We start from the raw sequence: 16,907 nt of genomic DNA, 5'->3' as shown, positions 1-16,907 counted from the left end.
GCGGTCTTTTTGTTTGTGTCGTCTGACGGTCTATGATCAGGCGATGCCTGCCAGCAGGCGGCTCCAGTTGCGCTTGGCCACGGTGAAGGCATCGTGCAGGCTGCGATACTCCAGCTGCAGTTTCAGCTGATCGTAACGGGCCAGCGCCTTGCGCTTGCGCTGCTCCAGCAGGCGTTTGCGGCTGGCGTAGTAGTGCTGCAGCTGCTGGCTCAGCTTGTCGTACTCCTCCTGCAGCAGCGCCTGCCACAGCTCCCTGTCGTCCTGTCTGTGCAGCCTGGCCTGGGCCCGTTTCAGCTGCATCTCCAGCCTGGCCTGCTCGATCCGCTCTTCCGGGCAGGCGCGCAGATCCCGTGCCAGCCCGCACCAGGCGGCACTGCGGATCAGCCACTTGGTGGGATCGTACTGCCACCAGCGGATGCCGTTGCGATAGTCGTTCTCGAACAGGTGGTGGAAGTTGTGGTAGCCCTCGCCGAAGGTGAAGAAGGCCAGGATGCCGTTGTCCCGCGCGCTGTTGCGGTCGGTGAAGGGCTGGCTGCCCCAGATGTGGGCCAGCGAGTTGATGAAGAAGGTGGTGTGATGGGTCATCACCATGCGCAGCACTCCGGCCAGCAGCAACATACCGAGCAAATCGCCGTGGACGAGCCCAAGCAGCAGCGGGATGCCGATGTTGGTAGCCAGGGTCAGCGCCAGATAGTGCTTGTGCTGAAAAACGACGATGGGGTTGTTCTGCAGATCCCGCACATTGCTGTAGTCGTGATAGGTGTCACCCTGGTATTCACGCAGCATCCAGCCGATGTGAGAGTACCAGAAACCGCGTCCCGCACTGTAGGGATCCTGCTGGTTGTCATCCACATGGCGATGGTGGCGGCGATGGTCGGAAGACCAGTGCAGGGCCGAGTTTTGCAGGGCGAGAGCGCCGCCGATGGCGAAGATCCACTGCAGGATCGGGTGGGCCTTGTAGGCCTTGTGGGACCAGAGCCGGTGGTAGCCGGCGGTAATGGAGATGCCGCAATAGCAGAACAGCAGCAGGAAGCTGCCCCACTGCCAGAGGTCATAGCCATGGGTCATGCCGTACCAGGGCACGGCGATCAGTGCGGTCAGCCCGGAGAGGGCAAACAGCAGGGTGTTGGTCATGATGATCGGGGGGCGTTCCATCTCACTCGGTTCCTTTCAGCGAACAGCTGTGCGCTATTTTCCATGCAGCCGGAATTGGGGTCAATGGTAAAAAAGTAGGAGACAAACCTGATCCTGGCGCAGCCTTCGGGTTATCATTTGGCCTCGATAACCTGAAGGTGACTGTTTTCGTGGGTATTCGCGCGCAACAAAAAGAAAAAACCCGGCGTACTCTGATCGAGGCGGCGTTCAGCCAACTGTGCGCCAATCGCAGCTTTTCCAACCTCAGTCTGCGGGAAGTGGCGCGGGAGGCCGGCATTGCGCCCACCTCCTTCTATCGTCATTTTCGCGACATGGAGGAGCTGGGTCTGACCCTGGTGGATGAAGGCGGCCTGACCTTGCGCCAGTTGATGCGCCAGGCTCGTCAGCGCATTGCGGGTGGCGGCAGCGTCATCAGCACCTCGGTACAGACGTTCATGGAGTTCGTCGAGAACAACCCGAACATCTTCCGGCTGCTGCTGCGCGAGCGCTCCGGCACCTCTGCTGCATTTCGCCAGGCGGTGGCGCGGGAGATCCAGCATTTCATCGCCGAGCTGACCGACTACCTCGAAGCCACCACGGGGGCGCCGCGGGAAGAGGCCTACATCCAGGCCGAGGCCATGGTGACCATCGTCTTCAGTGCCGGTGCCGACGCCCTCGACATGACCAGCGAGGAGTGCCGGGCCCTGTCCGATCGCACCATCCGTCAGCTGCGCATGATCGCCATGGGCGCCGAGGTCCAGAACCAGAAGCGCCGTGAACCTCTCTCTTAAGTCAAAGGATGGACAGCTCCATGCATGACCAGAACACGATTCCGAAGAAACCCCTGCTGCTGGCCCTGCTCATCGGCATCTGTGGTGATGCCTCCCTGACGGTCTTGTCAGAGTCTGCGGTGCCCTTCTCCTTCTTCCCGATGATCGCCTTCGTGCTGGCCGCCTATCAGCTCTACCAGCACTACCGTCATGTCTCGCTGGAGGGCAACACCCCGGTCTGCATGCTGCTCAGCTTCTTCATCGGCGTGTTCGGCCATTCGGCGCTGGTCAAGGTGCAGTACCCAGAGCTTGGCAGCAACTTCTTCTCGCTGATCATGATGTTGTTGCTGCTGGCTGTGCTCTCCATCAAGCTCGGTATCAGCGTGGGGAAAAAAGAGAAGGAGTGACCAGCACTCCTTCCATCACCACCATGACAGAGCCGGGATTACCCAGCTTTGTTGTCTTCGCCGCGCCGCTTGGCATCGACGATGGCCTGCAGCCTGGCGCGGATCTCAACCATGCCGAACACCCCGAACACCAGCACCTGGGTGAACTCGAGCCGGCTCACCGCGAAGTAGGGCTTGCAGGCTGCCTTGACCATGCTGGCCTGCACCCAGTGCATCAGGATCACGATCACGCCGCACACCGGCAGGAAGCCGTTGAGCTTGCCCGGCAGCGGGGCGATCAGGCTGACCAGCACGCCGAACCAGAAGAACAGGATCAGACCCATCGCCAACAGATTAAACACCCGCTTCATCGTTTACCTCCCGCACATAGTGTTGATAGCAGGCCTGATTTGACCGGCCTGTTTGTCCTTGAGTCGTTGTCCAGATTGACGGGGAGGAGCTCTGTGCCCATCTTCCCCTGCCACCCGGCTGTTAAACCGCGGTGTCATTCTTGAGCTCCCGCAGATAGAGCTGGTAGCAGACCTGACCCGCTTGCTTGCCCTTGAGCAGTTGCCAGCTGGCCGGCAGCGGCAGATCGGCCATCTCCTTCTCCCGCTCCAGATAGATTAGGGCGTCAGGCGCCAGCCAGCCGCGCTGCTCCAGCAGCTCGCACACTTGGGGCAGCAGCTCGCGGCGAAAGGGGGGATCGAGAAACACCAGGTCGAACGGCGTGGCCGGCCCTTGCAGCCAGCTGACGGCATCGGCCTGGATCACCTGACCCTGGCTGCTGCCGAGGGTGGTCAGGTTCTTCTTGATCTGCTCGGCGGCGCCCCTGTCCATCTCGATCAGGGTGACCTGCTCGGCGTAACGCGACAGCGCCTCCAGCCCCAGGCCACCGCTGCCGGCGAACAGATCCAGGCAGCGGGTGCCGCGCACATGGGGAGCCAGCCAGTTGAAGATGGTCTCCTTGACGCGATCCGTGGTGGGTCTGAGTCCTTCCACATCCCTGACCGGCAGTTTGCGGCCTCGCCACTGGCCGCTGATGATTCTTACAAAACCCGATTTCCCCTGCGGGGTTGGGCTCTTGCTCGGGCCGTTACGGCTGGATTTCACTCTGGGCATCGCGTTTCGTCGTCAGAAAATAAAGTGATAGTATAAGGCGGTTCATTTTTATGCCGACCCGCCGAGGGACGGCTATCTTAGCAGTCAGCCTTTGATGTGAGTATTTTTAGATGGCAAAAGGTTTGTTTTCCTGGCTGGGTTTCGGCCGCAAGAAAGAAGAGGCTGAGGCTGTCCAACCACAGACACCGCAAGCCACCCCGACTACCGTTGAGCCCGAAGTCACGGCTCACCCGGCTCCCGTTTCCGAGACGACTGTTTCCGATAGTACGCCGGCCGTCGCTGCTGAAGTGCCCGCCAGCGCACAGAATTCCGTTTTGCACGATGATTGCTGCCCGCCTGCCGAGCTGGACGACCATGGTCCGCTAGTGGTGGAGGAGTGCGCCTCCGATCTGGAGCCGGTGATCGTCAATGAAGCCCTGATCGCCGAAGAGGAGCGCGCGGCTGCCGAGGCGCAAGCTGCCGAAGCTGCCCGGGTTGCGGCCGATCTCAAGGCAGCGGAAGAAGCTCGCCTTGCCGCAGCCGCTCAGGTTGCCGAAGAGGCTCGTATTGCCGCCGAAGTCCGCGCCGCAGAAGAGGCTCGCATTGCCGCCGAAGCCCGCGCCGCGCAAGAGGCCCGTATTGCCGCCGAAGCCCGCGCCGCAGAAGAGGCTCGCATTGCTGCCGAAGCCCGCGCTGCCGAAGAGGCTCGCATTGCTGCCGAAGCCCGCGCCGCAGAAGAGGCTCGCATTGCCGCCGAAGCCCGCGCCGCAGAAGAGGCTCGCGTTGCCGCCGAAGCCCGTGCGGCAGAAGAGGCTCGCATTGCCGCCGAAGCCCGCGCCGTGGAAGAGGCCCGTATCGCAGCCGAAGCCCGCGCCGCAGAAGAGGCTCGCCTTGCTGCCGAAGCCCGTGCCGCAGAAGAGGCTCGTATTGCCGCCGAAGCGCAGGCTGCCGAGGAAGCCCGGATCGCCAAAGAGGCCCAGCGGGCGGAAGATCTGCGCCTGGTGGCCGAGATGGAGGCTGAGGCTGCCGCACTGGCCGCACTGCCACTGGCAGCCAAGGTGGACGACGACACCCAGGACAAGCCGCAGCGGGAGGGCTTCTTCGCTCGCCTCAAGCGTAGTCTGGTGCGCACCAAGGAGAATATCGGTTCCGGCTTCTTCAGCCTGTTCCGAGGCAAGAAGATCGACGACGAGCTGTTCGAGGAGCTGGAGACCCAGCTGCTGACTGCGGATCTCGGCGTCGACACCACCACCCGTATCATCGAGGGGCTGGTGCAGCACGCGGATCGCAAGCAGCTCAAGGATGCCGAGGCGCTCTACGGCCTGCTCAAGCAGGACATGGGCGAGATGCTGGCCAAGGTCGAGCAGCCGCTGGTGATCGACACCGACAAGAAGCCTTACGTCATCCTGATGGTGGGCGTGAACGGGGTCGGCAAGACCACCACCATCGGCAAGCTGGCCAAGCAGTTCCAGGCCGAGGGCAAGAGTGTGATGCTGGCCGCTGGCGATACCTTCCGCGCTGCCGCCGTCGAGCAGTTGCAGGTGTGGGGTCAGCGCAACAACATCCCGGTGATTGCCCAGCACACCGGCGCCGACTCCGCCTCCGTCATCTATGATGCCATCGAGGCTGCCCGCTCGCGCGGGGCCGACGTGCTGATCGCCGATACCGCCGGCCGCCTGCAGAACAAGAGCAACCTGATGGAAGAGCTCAAGAAGGTGGTGCGGGTGATGAAGAAGCTGGACGATGCGGCGCCCCACGAAATCATGCTGACCCTGGACGCAGGCACCGGCCAGAACGCCCTGAGCCAGGCCAAGCTGTTCAGCGAGGCGGTGGGGCTGACCGGCATCACCCTCACCAAGCTGGATGGCACCGCCAAGGGCGGCGTCATCTTCGCGGTGGCCGACAAGTTCCAGATCCCGATCCGCTACATCGGGGTGGGCGAGGGGATCGACGATCTGCGTCCGTTCGTCGCCAACGACTTTATCGAGGCGCTTTTCAGTCGCGAGGAGTGAGTGTCTTCGCGATGAGCAAGCTCGGGCGCCGTGAGTTGAGCGCCCCCTGCCCCGACCCAGGTCGGGGCTTGTCACTGTCAGGGAACCGTTATGATCCGTTTTGACAAGGTCAGCAAGGTTTACAGCGGCGGCCATCAGGCGCTGCAGAAGGTCAGTTTTCATCTGCGCAAGGGGGAGATGGCCTTTCTGACCGGGCACTCGGGCGCAGGCAAGAGTACCCTCCTCAAACTCATCAGCGTAATGGAACGGCCGACCGACGGCCGCGTCTTCTTTCATGGCGATGACGTCAGCCATATCAAGCGGGGGGAGATCCCCTACGTGCGCCGCCAGATCGGCATGATCTTCCAGGATCACCGCCTGCTGATGGACAGAACCGTGTTCGACAACGTGGCGTTGCCGCTGGTGATCGACGGCTACAGCCATGGGGACATCAACAAGCGGGTGGCCGCTGCGCTCGACAAGGTGGGGCTGCTCGGCAAGGAGCGCTACCAGCCGCGCATGCTCTCCGGCGGTGAACAGCAGCGGGTCGGCATCGCCCGCGCCATCGTCAACAAACCGCCGCTGCTGCTGGCGGATGAGCCGACCGGCAACCTGGATCCCCAGCTCTCCATGGACATCATGCGGCTGTTCGAGGAGTTCAACCGCTTCGGCGTCTCCGTGCTGATTGCCACCCACGATCTGGGGCTGATTGCCCGCATGCGCTATCGCACCCTGACCCTCAAGGCGGGTCGCATGTATTCGTCCGGGGAGGAGCTCTGATGGCCATTCGTGCGCGTCACAAACAGCCGCCGCTGCGGCGTTTCATGATGTACTGGGTCGACCACGCCCGCCAGGCCTTTGCCAGTCTGGGGGAGCTGTGGCGGAATCCGCTCGCCTCGCTGATGACCCTGGCGGTGCTGGGGGTCAGCCTGGCGCTGCCCTCCTGCTTCCACGTGCTGCTGAAAAACGCCGAGGTGGTGGAGGGGAGCTGGCAGACCAGTTCCCAGATCTCCCTCTACCTGCGCAAGGATCTGCCCGAGCAGAACATCCTCGACATGAAGCAGCGGATCCTGCTCTATCCGGAGGTGGAGTCGGTCACCTACATGAGCCGGGATGAGGCGCTCAAGGAGTTTCGCGAGATCTCCGGCTTTGGCGATGCGCTCGACTACCTCGACAGCAACCCGCTGCCGCCGGTGTTGAGCGTGATCCCGGATCCGCGCTGGCAGAACCCGGAAGGGGCGGCCGAGCTGCTCAACAAGCTGAGCAACGAAGACGGGGTCGAGCAGGGCAAGCTGGATCTGCAGTGGCTGACCCGGCTGCAGGGGATCATGAACCTGCTGCGCCACACCATCACCGGCATCGCCGTGCTGCTGCTCTCCGCGGTATTGCTGATTGTCGGCAACACCCTGCGCCTGAATATCCTCAATCAGCGTTCCGAGATCGAAGTGCTCAAGCTGGTGGGGGCGACCGATGCCTTTATCCATCGTCCCTTCCTTTATACCGGCATCTGGTTCGGGGTTATTGGCGGCATGCTGGCCTGGTGGCTGACCGAGGTGATGGTGATCTGGAGCGAAGGGGTGGTGAAGGAGCTGGCGGGTCTCTACAACAGCAACTTCCGGCTGGTGGGCATGGGAGCGGTGGACGGGATCAACCTGATCCTGCTGGGGGCCCTGCTGGGGCTGATCGCCTCCTGGTTTTCGGTCCATCGCCACATTCGCGACATCGAACCGTCCTGATTAATTTATCAGCGTTTCAAAGCGCTGGATTTTGCGACCTGGATCAAGTAAAAGAGTGGCCGTTTCTGGCACGGCCACCGTTCTGGGAGTAATCTGGATAGCACCAGTCTTCAGGATCTTCTCTGGATCCTGTGAACCTTCTGATTTATAAGCAGTCTACAATTGCGAAGAATTTATACGGGTGTGGCCCCTATGCCTTGCTCGTCTGACTTGGCAAGCATGTGAAGGTTGCGAGCTCCGCAACAATGGACTTAGCATGCTACTTTTCGGGGGTCCTTCATTGTGACCCCCTTTTTTTGACTGTTCATTCATGATTCATCCTGCCGGCCTAAGATAATTCCGGTTCAGACATGCCCGCCATGTTTGATGCAGGCCGCAGAATGGCGTCCGGTCAGTAGACAGGCCCTCTCAGGGTGTTAGACTGATTCGATTGAAAAGTAAGAGGTAGAACATGGGAACTTCATTGCAGCGCACTATGGCTCTGATTCCGCAAGGTAGTCTGGAAGGCTATATCCAGGCAGTAAACTCGATTCCGGTGCTGAGCGCAGAGGAAGAGCGTGAGCTGGCTGAGCGTTTGCAGCAGGAAGGCGATCTCGAGGCTGCCCGTCAGCTGGTTATGTCGCACCTGCGTTTTGTCGTTCACGTCGCCAAGAGTTATGCCGGTTACGGTCTGCCCCAGGCCGATCTGGTGCAGGAAGGCAACATAGGCCTGATGAAGGCGGTCAAGCGCTTCGACCCGAGCGTCGGCGTGCGTCTGGTCTCCTTCGCGGTGCACTGGATCAAGGCCGAAATCCACGAATACGTGCTGCGCAACTGGCGCATGGTCAAGGTGGCAACCACCAAGGCCCAGCGCAAGCTCTTCTTCAACCTGCGCAAATCCAAGAAGCGTCTCGGCTGGCTGAACCACGAAGAGGTGCAGGCCGTGGCTGCCGACCTCGGCGTCTCCGCCGCCGACGTCACCGAGATGGAAGCGCGCATGAGCAACTACGATCAGGCGTTCGATCTGGTCGGTGATGAGGACGAAGAGGGCGGTTTCGCGCCGGTCCACTATCTGGAGGACAAATCCTCCGATCTGGCGGCCACCATCGAGAACGACAACTGGGACGATCATGCGACCCGTCGCCTGAGTTCGGCCCTGGCCACCCTGGATGAGCGCAGCCAGCACATCATCCGTGCCCGCTGGCTGGACGACGACAGCAAGACTACCCTGCAGGAGCTGGCCGATACCTACGGCGTCTCCGCCGAGCGGGTGCGTCAGCTTGAGAAGAATGCCCTCAAGAAGCTGAAGGATGCGATGGAAGCGTAATCCTGTGCGCCGGGCGGGTTCGTCAGCTTGAGCAGCACGCGCCCAGGCAGCTGAAAGATACGATGGAGGCCTGAGCCTCCTGATGAAAACAGGGCCTGATGGCCCTGTTTTTGTTTGGCGGAGATCTGGTCGGCCTTGCCTTGGTTACCCTTGTGTATGGTATGTTGCCGCCACTGCCACAGTAGGGAGAGCAGATAGTGAAACTCTTGAACGACTTGTTTACCAACAACCGCGAGTGGGCGGAACGGATCAAGGCTGAGGATCCCGAATTCTTTGCTACCCTCTCCGCCCAGCAGGCCCCCGAATACCTCTGGATCGGCTGCTCCGACAGCCGGGTACCCGCCAACCAGCTGATGGGGCTGCTGCCGGGGGACGTATTCGTCCACCGCAACGTCGCCAACCTGGTGGTACACACCGACTTCAACTGCCTCTCGGTGCTGCAATATGCGGTCGAGGTGCTCAAGGTGAAGCACATCATCGTCTGCGGCCATTACGGCTGCGGCGGCGTCAAGGCGGCGATGCAGAACCAGGAGCTGGGGCTCATCGACAACTGGCTGCGCAACATCAAGGATGTCTACTTCAAGTATCGCGAGCAGCTGGATGCCATCGAGGATGAGCACGAGCGCTTCGACTACCTGTGCGAGCTGAACGTGGCCGAGCAGGTGGCCAACGTCTGCCACACCACCATCATCCAGAACGCCTGGCGCAAGGGGCAGGAGCTGGCGGTGCACGGCTGGATCTACGGCATCAAGGACGGTCTGCTGCACGATCTCGATCTCTGCATCAGCGGGCCTGAGCAGATCCCGGACGTCTATCGCGCCTGGCCGGACATGCGTCCGCCCCACCGCCGTCGCTGAGGAGCATTCCGTTGGCACCGGCTCTCTATCTGCAGATCAAGCAGCACATCCTGGACGGGATCCGCGAACGCCACTATCAGGCGGGCGACCGGATCCCGACCGAGGCCGCCCTGTGCGAGCAGTTCACCGTGAGCCGGATGACGGTCAACAAGGCGCTGCGCGAATTGGTGGCCGAGGGCTGGCTGGTGCGCACCGCCGGCTCCGGCAGTTTCGTGGCGGATCGGCGCACCGAGTCGCCGCTGCTGGCCATTCGCAACATCGCCGACGAGATCGCCGAGCGGGGCAGCGAGTACAGCGGCCGGGTGATCCGGCTGCAGCGCCAGGCCGCCGACGAGAAGGTGGCGGTGCAACTGGGGCTGCGGGTCGGGGCGCCCATCTTTCACAGCCTCATCGTCCATCAGGCCGACGGTGAGCCGCTGCAGCTGGAGGAGCGCTTCGTCGATGCGGAGCGGCTGCCGGAGTACGGCGAGCAGGATTTTGCCAGCCAGACCCCCAACCGTTATCTGATGGAGGTCTGCCCCCTCTCCGAGATGGAGCACGTGGTGGAGGCGGTGCTGCCGAGCGCCGGCGAAGCCGGCTTGCTTCAGGTACGGGTCGATACCCCCTGCCTGTTGCTGCATCGGCGTACCTGGTCCGACGGTTATCTGGTCTCCTATGCCCGCCTGCTCTCGCCGGGCTCTCGCTACAAGCTGAGCTCCAAGACCAGCCTTAGCTAATTGTATATACATATCATTTTTGACAAAGCCCGCCTCTGGCGGGCTTTTTTGTGTTTAAGCTCTAATGAACACGCTGTTATCAAGATGTGAACTTGATCCTTTCTTTCCCGTCAGAGATCGGATATAAGTTAATGTATATACATTTAGAGGTTGGTATGAACAAGGAACTGTTGAACTGCGAGCGGGTCTGGCTCAACGTGACACCCGCCACCCTGCGCTCCGATCTGGCTGACTACGGTCTGCTGGAGCCCCATGCCCTCGGCGTTCATGAGGGGAGGATCCACGCCCTGGTGCCCATGCAGGATCTCAAGGGCCCCTATCCCGCCCATTGGCAGGACATGAAGGGCAAGCTGGTTACCCCCGGCCTCATCGATTGCCACACTCACCTCATCTTCGCCGGCAGCCGTGCCGAAGAGTTCGAGCTGCGCCAGAAAGGCGTGCCCTATGCGGAGATCGCCCGCAAAGGTGGCGGCATCATCAGCACGGTGCGTGCCACCCGTGCCGCCAGCGAAGATCAGCTGTTTGAGCTGGCGCTGCCACGGATCAAGTCGCTGATCCGGGAAGGGGTCACCACGGTGGAGATCAAGTCCGGTTACGGCCTCACCCTGGCAGACGAGCTCAAGATGCTGCGGGTGGCCCGCCGACTGGGAGAGGCGCTGCCGATCCGGGTCAAGACCACCCTGCTGGCAGCCCATGCGGTGCCGCCGGAGTATCGCGACGATCCCGACTCCTGGGTCGAGACCATCTGTCAGGAGATCATCCCGGCTGCCGCCGAGGCGGGCCTGGCCGATGCAGTGGACGTCTTCTGTGAACACATCGGCTTCTCGCTGGCCCAGACCGAGCAGGTCTATCTGGCGGCGGATCAATATGGCCTGGCGGTGAAGGGGCACATGGATCAGCTCTCCAACCTGGGGGGCAGTACGCTGGCTGCAAACTTCGGTGCCCTCTCGGTGGATCATCTGGAGTATCTGGATCCGGAAGGGGTCCAGGCGCTGGCCCATCGCGGCGTGGTCGCGACCCTGCTGCCCACCGCTTTCTATTTCCTCAAGGAGACCAAACTGCCGCCGGTCGCCGCCCTGCGCAAGGCAGGGGTGCCGATGGCAGTCTCCTCCGACATCAACCCGGGCACGGCCCCCATCGTCTCCCTGCGCATGGCCATGAACATGGCCTGCACCCTGTTCGGCCTGACCCCGGTGGAGGCCATGGCCGGGGTGACCCGCCACGCCGCCCGGGCGCTTGGCGAGCAGGAGCAGCTGGGGCAGCTCAGGGTCGGCATGCTGGCGGATTTCCTGGTCTGGAACTGCGGCCATCCGGCCGAACTCAGCTACCTCATCGGCGTCGATCAGCTGGTGAGCCGGGTGGTCAACGGGGAGGAGACCCTGCATGGATAAGATCAACGGGATCGACATGTCGGTCTGGCAGGGGCGTCAGGATCCGGAAGACGGTGAACTGGCCCTGCGCTGGCATGACAAGGTGCAGCCCTGGCTGGGACGCGGTGAACCCGGCGTGGTACTGCTCGGCTTTGCCTGCGATGAAGGGGTACGCCGCAACAAGGGGCGCGTCGGTGCGGCCGGTGCGCCGCTGGCGGTGCGCAAGCTGCTCGCCAACACCGCCTGGCATCTGGGCCAGCCCGTCTATGACGGCGGCGACGTGCGCTGCGAGGATGGCGATCTCGACGCCGCCCACGAGCGGCTGGCCGAGCGGGTCGCCACAGCCCTGGAGCAGGGCCAGTTTCCGCTGGTGCTGGGGGGCGGTCACGAGGTGGCGTTTGGCAGCTGGAGCGGCCTCAACCGTCATCTGGGCGGCCGTGGCAGGGTAGGCATCATCAACTTCGACGCTCACTTCGACCTGCGCATGAAGCTGGAGCAGGCGAGTTCCGGCACCCCCTTCTTCCAGATTGCCGAGCAGTGCGCGGCGCAAGGCTCGCCTTTTACCTACGCCTGCCTCGGGGTGGCCGAGACCGCCAACACGGCGGCCCTGTTTGCCCGCGCCGAGGCGCTGGGGGTGTGGCACGAGCTGGACGAGGCGATGACGCCGACCGAGTTGCCAGCCTTGCTCAACGGGCTGGATGCCTTTATCGCCCGCTGTGAGCACCTCTATCTGACCATCGATCTGGACGTGCTGCCTGCCGCCGTGATGCCGGGGGTAAGTGCCCCTGCCGCCCGCGGCGTGGAGCTGGCGGTCATCGAACCGCTGATCGCCCATATCCGGGCCAGCGGCAAGCTCAGGCTTGCCGATCTGGCCGAGTACAACCCGAATCTGGATCAGGACAACCGCAGCGCCCGCGTGGCCGCGCGCCTGGTCCACCAGTTGACCAAGTAGCGGCGCACCGCGCCGCCTGACCGTATCGCTAAACAAGGAGTGTCTATGTCTGTACAACACCAGGATCCCCGCCACGATCCGAGCCGGATCATCCGTGCTCCCCACGGCACCCAGCTGACTGCCAAGAGCTGGCTCACCGAGGCGCCCCTGCGGATGCTGATGAACAACCTGGATCCGGAAGTGGCCGAGCATCCCCAGTCCCTGGTGGTGTACGGCGGCATCGGTCGCGCCGCCCGCAACTGGGCCTGCTACGACAAGATCGTCGAGGTGCTGACCCGCCTCGAGGAGGATCAGACCCTGCTGGTGCAATCCGGCAAGCCGGTCGGCGTGTTCCAGACCCACAAGGACGCACCGCGGGTGCTGATCGCCAACTCCAACCTGGTGCCGCACTGGGCCAACTGGGAGCACTTCAACGAGCTCGACAAGAAGGGCCTGATGATGTACGGCCAGATGACCGCCGGCTCCTGGATCTACATCGGCACTCAGGGCATCGTGCAGGGCACCTACGAGACCTTCTTCGCCGTGGCCAACCAGCACTTCAACGGCGAGCCCAAGGGGCGCTGGATCCTGACCGGGGGCCTGGGTGGCATGGGCGGTGCCCAGCCGCTGGCCGCCACCATGGCCGGCTTCTCGATGATCGCCGTGGAGTGCGACGAGACCCGCATCGATTTTCGCCTCAAGACCCGCTACGTCGACAAGAAGGCCCATAGCCTGGATGAGGCGTTGGCCATGGTCGGGGAAGCCAAGCAGAGTGGCAGCGCCGTCTCGGTCGGCCTGCTCGGCAATGCCGCCGACGTCTTCGCCGAGTTGGTGGCCCGCGGCATCACGCCGGACGTGGTGACCGACCAGACCTCAGCCCACGACCCGATCCACGGCTACCTGCCCCAGGGCTGGAGCGTGGCCCAGTGGCGCGACCTGCAAAAGAGCGCGCCGCAAGAGGTCAACGTGGCCGCCCGCCGCTCCATGGCTCGCCAGGTGGAGGCCATGCTGACCCTGCAGGCCCGCGGCGCCGCCACGCTCGATTATGGGAATAACATCCGCCAGATGGCGCTGGAAGAGGGGGTCAAGAATGCCTTCGACTTCCCGGGCTTCGTGCCGGCCTACATCCGCCCGCTGTTCTGCGAGGGCATTGGCCCGTTCCGCTGGGTGGCGCTGTCCGGCGACCCGGAAGACATCTACAAGACCGATCAGAAGGTGAAGGAGCTGATCCCGGACGATCCCCACCTGCACAACTGGCTCGACATGGCCCGCGAGCGCATCGCCTTCCAGGGCCTGCCGGCGCGGATCTGCTGGGTCGGGGTCAAGGATCGGGTGCGCCTGGGCCTGGCCTTCAACGAGATGGTGAAGAACGGCGAGCTGAAAGCCCCCGTCGTCATCGGCCGCGACCACCTGGATTCCGGCTCGGTAGCGAGCCCGAACCGCGAGACCGAATCCATGATGGACGGCTCCGATGCCGTCTCCGACTGGCCGCTGCTCAACGCCCTGCTCAACACAGCCGGCGGTGCGACCTGGGTCTCCCTGCACCACGGTGGCGGGGTCGGCATGGGCTTCTCCCAGCACTCCGGCGTGGTGATCGTCTGTGACGGCACCGACGACGCCGCCAAGCGGGTCGGCCGCGTGCTGCGCAACGACCCGGCCACCGGGGTGATGCGTCACGCCGATGCTGGCTACGAAATTGCCATCAACTGTGCCGTTGATGAGAAACTGGATCTGCCGATGATTGACGGCGCCAACGGTGTCAAAGGAAAGGTGTAACACCATGTTTGAATTGACTATTACCCCGGGCGAGCTGGATCTCGCCACCCTGCGCCGCGTCAGCCGCGAGCCGGTACACGTTTCACTGGATCCCGCCGCCCTGGCGGGGATCCACGCCTCTGCCGCCGTGGTCACCAAGGTGATCGAGCAAAATCGGGTGGTGTATGGCATCAACACCGGCTTTGGCCTGCTGGCCAACACCCGCATTCCGGTGGAGCAGCTGGACGAGCTGCAGCGCTCCATCGTGCTCTCCCATGCCGCCGGTATCGGCGAGTACATGGATGACGCCACCGTGCGGCTGATGATGGTGCTCAAGCTCAACTCGCTCGCCCGTGGTTTTTCTGGCATCAGGCCACTGGTGCTGGAGGCCCTGATGCGCCTCATCAACGCCGAGGTCTACCCGGTGGTGCCTAAGAAGGGCTCCGTCGGCGCTTCCGGCGACCTGGCGCCGCTGGCCCACATGAGCTGCCTGCTGATCGGTGAAGGCAAGGCGCGCCACAAGGGCGAGCTGATCGACGCCACCACGGCCCTCAAGATTGCAGGCCTGGAGTCCATCGCGCTGGCACCGAAAGAGGGGCTGGCCCTGCTCAACGGCACCCAGGCGAGCACCGCCTTCGCGCTGGAAGGGCTGTTCCACGCCGAGGATCTCTACGCCGGCGCCATCACCATAGGCGCCATGAGCGTGGAGGCAGCCCTTGGCAGCCGCCGGCCATTCGATGCCCGCATCCACGCGGTGCGCGGGCAGCGCGGCCAGATCGACGCGGCCGCCTGCTACCGCCACCTGCTGGTGGACGGCAGCGAGATCGGCATGTCCCACCACAACTGCGAGAAGGTGCAGGATCCTTACTCCCTGCGCTGCCAGCCCCAGGTGATGGGTGCCTGCTTGACCCAGATCCGTCAGGCCGCCGAGGTGCTGGTGTGCGAGGCCAACGCGGTTTCAGACAACCCGCTGGTGTTTGCCGAGGATGAGGACATTCTCTCCGGCGGCAACTTCCACGCAGAACCCGTGGCCTTCGCCGCCGACAACCTGGCGCTGGCCATCGCCGAGATCGGCTCCCTGTCTGAGCGTCGCATGGCGCTGCTGATCGACTCGCGCATGTCCGGTCTGCCGGCCTTCCTGGTCAACAACGGCGGCGTGAACTCCGGTTTCATGATCGCCCAGGTCACCTCGGCGGCGCTCGCCTCCGAGAACAAGACCCTTGCCCACCCGGCCTCGGTGGACAGCTTGCCCACCTCCGCTAACCAGGAGGATCACGTCTCCATGGCCACCTTCGCCGGTCGCCGGCTGGCTGACATGGCCGAGAACACCCGCGGCATCCTGGCGGTGGAGCTGCTGGCGGCAGCGCAAGGGTTGGATTTCCGCGCACCGCTGCGTTCCACCGAGCTGGTGGAGCTGGCCAAGGGCCGCCTGCGCGAAGAAGTCAGCTTCTACGACAAGGACAGGTACTTCGCGCCGGACATCGAGGCGGCCGCCGCCCTGCTGGGCCGTGCCAGCTACAACGACCTGATCCCGGCCGGCGTGCTGCCGAGCCTGTAAGCGGCCATTCAGCCCATGACAAAAGACCGCCCATCGGGCGGTCTTTTCGTTGCTGGGGTTGATGATTCAGCGGTTATTCGTGCTCGAACATCAGGAACAGGTAGACCACGAACAACACCAGGTGGGTAGCCCCGTGCAGCGCATTGGTGCGGCCGCTGCTGAAGGTCACCTTGCACACCATAAGGGTGGTGATGAGCAGCACCATATCGGCGGCGGAGAGGCCCAGACGTACCTCCTGCCCCAGCATGGCGCCGATGAACAGCACGGCGGGCACTGTGAGGGCGATGGTGGCCAGCACAGAGCCGAAGTAGAGATTCATGGCCCGCTGCAGCTGGTTGTTGAAGGCCGCCTTGATGGCACCGACCGCCTCGGGGGCCAGCACGATACAGGCGACGATGAAGCCCCCCAGCGCCGGCGGCGCCGCCAGCACCTTGACCCCGTGGTTGATGGGAATGGCGAGGGTCTTGGCCAGCAGGATCACCACCACCAGATAGGCGAGCAGCAACAGGGTGTGGTAGACGTTGCTCTGCAGCGGGCCGTGGTGCTCTTCGTAATCCTCGTGATCGCTGTCGATGAAGAAGTGGCTGTGGCTGCGGGTCTGGATCAGCAGGAAGACGCCGTAGAGCAGCACAGAGATGATGATCAGCATCCAGGACATGGCACTCGACATGCTGCCGATGTTGCCCCCTTCGGTGAAGTTGGGCAGTACCAGACAGAGCAGCGCCAGCGGAATGATGGCCACCAGATAGGATTTGACCCCGTCCAGATTGAAGCTCTGGGTGTGGTAGCGCCAGCCGCCAAACAGCAGGGTGAAGCCCACCAGGCCGTTGGTCACCAGCATCACCACCGCAAACATGGTGTCGCGGGCCATCACCGGATTGGGTTCGCCGGTCAGCATGACCGAGGAGATCATCACCACCTCCAGCGAGATGACAGACAGGGTCAGGATCAGGGTGCCGAAGGGTTCGCCCAGCTTGATGGCGAGGGCATCGGAGTGGCGCACCACCGAGAAGATGGCCCAGGTGACGATGGCAAGCAGCACAGCCGACACCGGAAGATAGATCCCGAGCGGAGTTGTCTCTGTCAGCAGGTCGCTACCGAGCGTCTTGAAGAAGAGCAGGGTGAGCAGGCCGACGGGCAGGGCAATCTCTTGCCGGATAAATGACTTCATAGGCAGTGGTTCTCATCTCGGGGCGGCGTGAGCCGATGGGTATGGAGCAGGATGGCACGTCACCGCAGTGACGGCCCTGCCAATGATAAAGGCTGTTGTCCGCGCAAGGAAAAAACATTTTGTTG

16 protein-coding genes are annotated in these 16,907 nt (G+C 63.1%); 12 read left to right on the top strand and 4 right to left on the bottom strand.

Going from position 1 to position 16,907, the window contains the following annotated elements; translation table 11 throughout:
• Positions 1-36 precede the first annotated feature (36 nt).
• Positions 37-1,155, bottom strand: a complete 1,119-nt coding sequence (locus ACB031_RS17975; RefSeq protein ID WP_324054274.1) for a fatty acid desaturase — start codon at positions 1,153-1,155, stop codon at positions 37-39.
• 149 nt (positions 1,156-1,304) lie between these two features.
• On the opposite strand from ACB031_RS17975, the gene fabR reads away from it, so the two are divergent.
• Together fabR and ACB031_RS17965 are read left to right on the top strand one after the other, a co-directional pair.
• Positions 1,305-1,925 (top strand): HTH-type transcriptional repressor FabR, encoded by a 621-nt coding sequence (gene fabR / locus ACB031_RS17970; RefSeq protein ID WP_005308043.1) that lies wholly within the window; start codon positions 1,305-1,307, stop codon positions 1,923-1,925.
• A 20-nt stretch (positions 1,926-1,945) separates the two neighbouring features.
• Complete coding sequence (locus ACB031_RS17965) at positions 1,946-2,311, top strand: YijD family membrane protein (RefSeq protein WP_005308044.1); 366 nt, start codon at positions 1,946-1,948, stop codon at positions 2,309-2,311.
• Positions 2,312-2,349: 38 nt separating this feature from the next.
• Here the strand turns inward: ACB031_RS17965 and ACB031_RS17960 are convergent, their stop codons facing one another.
• The gene (locus ACB031_RS17960) at positions 2,350-2,661 is read right to left on the bottom strand and encodes a DUF1145 domain-containing protein (protein ID WP_005308045.1); all 312 of its coding nucleotides are present in this window, start codon (positions 2,659-2,661) and stop codon (positions 2,350-2,352) included.
• 121 nt (positions 2,662-2,782) lie between these two features.
• Positions 2,783-3,412, bottom strand: coding sequence for a 16S rRNA (guanine(966)-N(2))-methyltransferase RsmD (rsmD, locus tag ACB031_RS17955; protein WP_371140012.1), 630 nt, complete (start codon positions 3,410-3,412; stop codon positions 2,783-2,785).
• Positions 3,413-3,522: 110 nt separating this feature from the next.
• On the opposite strand from rsmD, the gene ftsY reads away from it, so the two are divergent.
• The 10 genes from ftsY to hutH all read left to right on the top strand — a co-directional run bounded on the left by ftsY (position 3,523) and on the right by hutH (position 15,611).
• Positions 3,523-5,403, top strand: coding sequence for a signal recognition particle-docking protein FtsY (gene ftsY, locus ACB031_RS17950; protein ID WP_371140011.1), 1,881 nt, complete (start codon positions 3,523-3,525; stop codon positions 5,401-5,403).
• Between the two features lie 90 nt (positions 5,404-5,493).
• On the top strand, positions 5,494-6,162 hold the full coding sequence (gene ftsE, locus ACB031_RS17945; protein ID WP_005308049.1) for a cell division ATP-binding protein FtsE: 669 nt from the start codon (positions 5,494-5,496) through the stop codon (positions 6,160-6,162).
• Complete coding sequence (gene ftsX, locus ACB031_RS17940; RefSeq protein ID WP_005308051.1) at positions 6,162-7,118, top strand: permease-like cell division protein FtsX; 957 nt, start codon at positions 6,162-6,164, stop codon at positions 7,116-7,118. The genes ftsE and ftsX overlap by 1 nt, the downstream gene beginning before the upstream one ends.
• 451 nt (positions 7,119-7,569) lie before the next feature.
• On the top strand, positions 7,570-8,424 hold the full coding sequence (gene rpoH, locus ACB031_RS17935; protein ID WP_005308053.1) for an RNA polymerase sigma factor RpoH: 855 nt from the start codon (positions 7,570-7,572) through the stop codon (positions 8,422-8,424).
• Positions 8,425-8,621: 197 nt separating this feature from the next.
• Positions 8,622-9,281, top strand: coding sequence for a carbonate dehydratase (can, locus tag ACB031_RS17930; RefSeq protein WP_005308055.1), 660 nt, complete (start codon positions 8,622-8,624; stop codon positions 9,279-9,281).
• Positions 9,282-9,292: 11 nt separating this feature from the next.
• Positions 9,293-9,997 carry a histidine utilization repressor gene (hutC, locus tag ACB031_RS17925; RefSeq protein WP_005308057.1) on the top strand — a complete coding sequence of 235 codons (705 nt, stop codon included), beginning with the start codon at positions 9,293-9,295 and terminating at the stop codon, positions 9,995-9,997.
• 155 nt (positions 9,998-10,152) lie between these two features.
• Complete coding sequence (gene hutI / locus ACB031_RS17920) at positions 10,153-11,388, top strand: imidazolonepropionase (RefSeq protein WP_005308059.1); 1,236 nt, start codon at positions 10,153-10,155, stop codon at positions 11,386-11,388.
• The gene (gene hutG, locus ACB031_RS17915) at positions 11,381-12,319 is read left to right on the top strand and encodes a formimidoylglutamase (RefSeq protein ID WP_371140010.1); all 939 of its coding nucleotides are present in this window, start codon (positions 11,381-11,383) and stop codon (positions 12,317-12,319) included. Before hutI ends, hutG begins: the two co-directional genes overlap by 8 nt.
• A 45-nt stretch (positions 12,320-12,364) precedes the next feature.
• A complete protein-coding gene (gene hutU / locus ACB031_RS17910) occupies positions 12,365-14,074 on the top strand; it encodes a urocanate hydratase (protein ID WP_017778483.1) in 1,710 nt (569 codons plus the stop codon).
• Between the two features lie 4 nt (positions 14,075-14,078).
• Positions 14,079-15,611, top strand: coding sequence for a histidine ammonia-lyase (hutH, locus tag ACB031_RS17905; RefSeq protein ID WP_371140009.1), 1,533 nt, complete (start codon positions 14,079-14,081; stop codon positions 15,609-15,611).
• Positions 15,612-15,684: 73 nt separating this feature from the next.
• Here hutH and ACB031_RS17900 read toward each other — a convergent pair whose 3' ends face one another.
• On the bottom strand, positions 15,685-16,782 hold the full coding sequence (locus ACB031_RS17900) for a calcium:proton antiporter (protein ID WP_005308064.1): 1,098 nt from the start codon (positions 16,780-16,782) through the stop codon (positions 15,685-15,687).
• Positions 16,783-16,907: the final 125 nt, after the last annotated feature.

Source organism: Aeromonas sp. S8(2024) (assembly GCF_041403085.1).
GTDB classification, from domain to species: domain Bacteria; phylum Pseudomonadota; class Gammaproteobacteria; order Enterobacterales; family Aeromonadaceae; genus Aeromonas; species Aeromonas dhakensis.
This window is presented reverse-complemented; position numbering and strand designations above follow the sequence as displayed.

Bases quoted from the DNA above. Each gene is read 5' to 3' on its own strand.
- ACB031_RS17975 (WP_324054274.1), bottom strand. From the start codon at position 1,155: ATGGAACGCCCCCCGATCATCATGACCAACACCCTGCTGTTTGCCCTC.
- ACB031_RS17965 (WP_005308044.1), top strand. From the start codon at position 1,946: ATGCATGACCAGAACACGATTCCGAAGAAACCCCTGCTGCTGGCCCTG.
- ACB031_RS17960 (WP_005308045.1), bottom strand. From the start codon at position 2,661: ATGAAGCGGGTGTTTAATCTGTTGGCGATGGGTCTGATCCTGTTCTTC.
- rsmD (WP_371140012.1), bottom strand. From the start codon at position 3,412: ATGCCCAGAGTGAAATCCAGCCGTAACGGCCCGAGCAAGAGCCCAACC.
- ftsY (WP_371140011.1), top strand. From the start codon at position 3,523: ATGGCAAAAGGTTTGTTTTCCTGGCTGGGTTTCGGCCGCAAGAAAGAA.
- ftsE (WP_005308049.1), top strand. From the start codon at position 5,494: ATGATCCGTTTTGACAAGGTCAGCAAGGTTTACAGCGGCGGCCATCAG.
- ftsX (WP_005308051.1), top strand. From the start codon at position 6,162: ATGGCCATTCGTGCGCGTCACAAACAGCCGCCGCTGCGGCGTTTCATG.
- rpoH (WP_005308053.1), top strand. From the start codon at position 7,570: ATGGGAACTTCATTGCAGCGCACTATGGCTCTGATTCCGCAAGGTAGT.
- hutI (WP_005308059.1), top strand. From the start codon at position 10,153: ATGAACAAGGAACTGTTGAACTGCGAGCGGGTCTGGCTCAACGTGACA.
- hutG (WP_371140010.1), top strand. From the start codon at position 11,381: ATGGATAAGATCAACGGGATCGACATGTCGGTCTGGCAGGGGCGTCAG.
- hutU (WP_017778483.1), top strand. From the start codon at position 12,365: ATGTCTGTACAACACCAGGATCCCCGCCACGATCCGAGCCGGATCATC.
- hutH (WP_371140009.1), top strand. From the start codon at position 14,079: ATGTTTGAATTGACTATTACCCCGGGCGAGCTGGATCTCGCCACCCTG.
- ACB031_RS17900 (WP_005308064.1), bottom strand. From the start codon at position 16,782: ATGAAGTCATTTATCCGGCAAGAGATTGCCCTGCCCGTCGGCCTGCTC.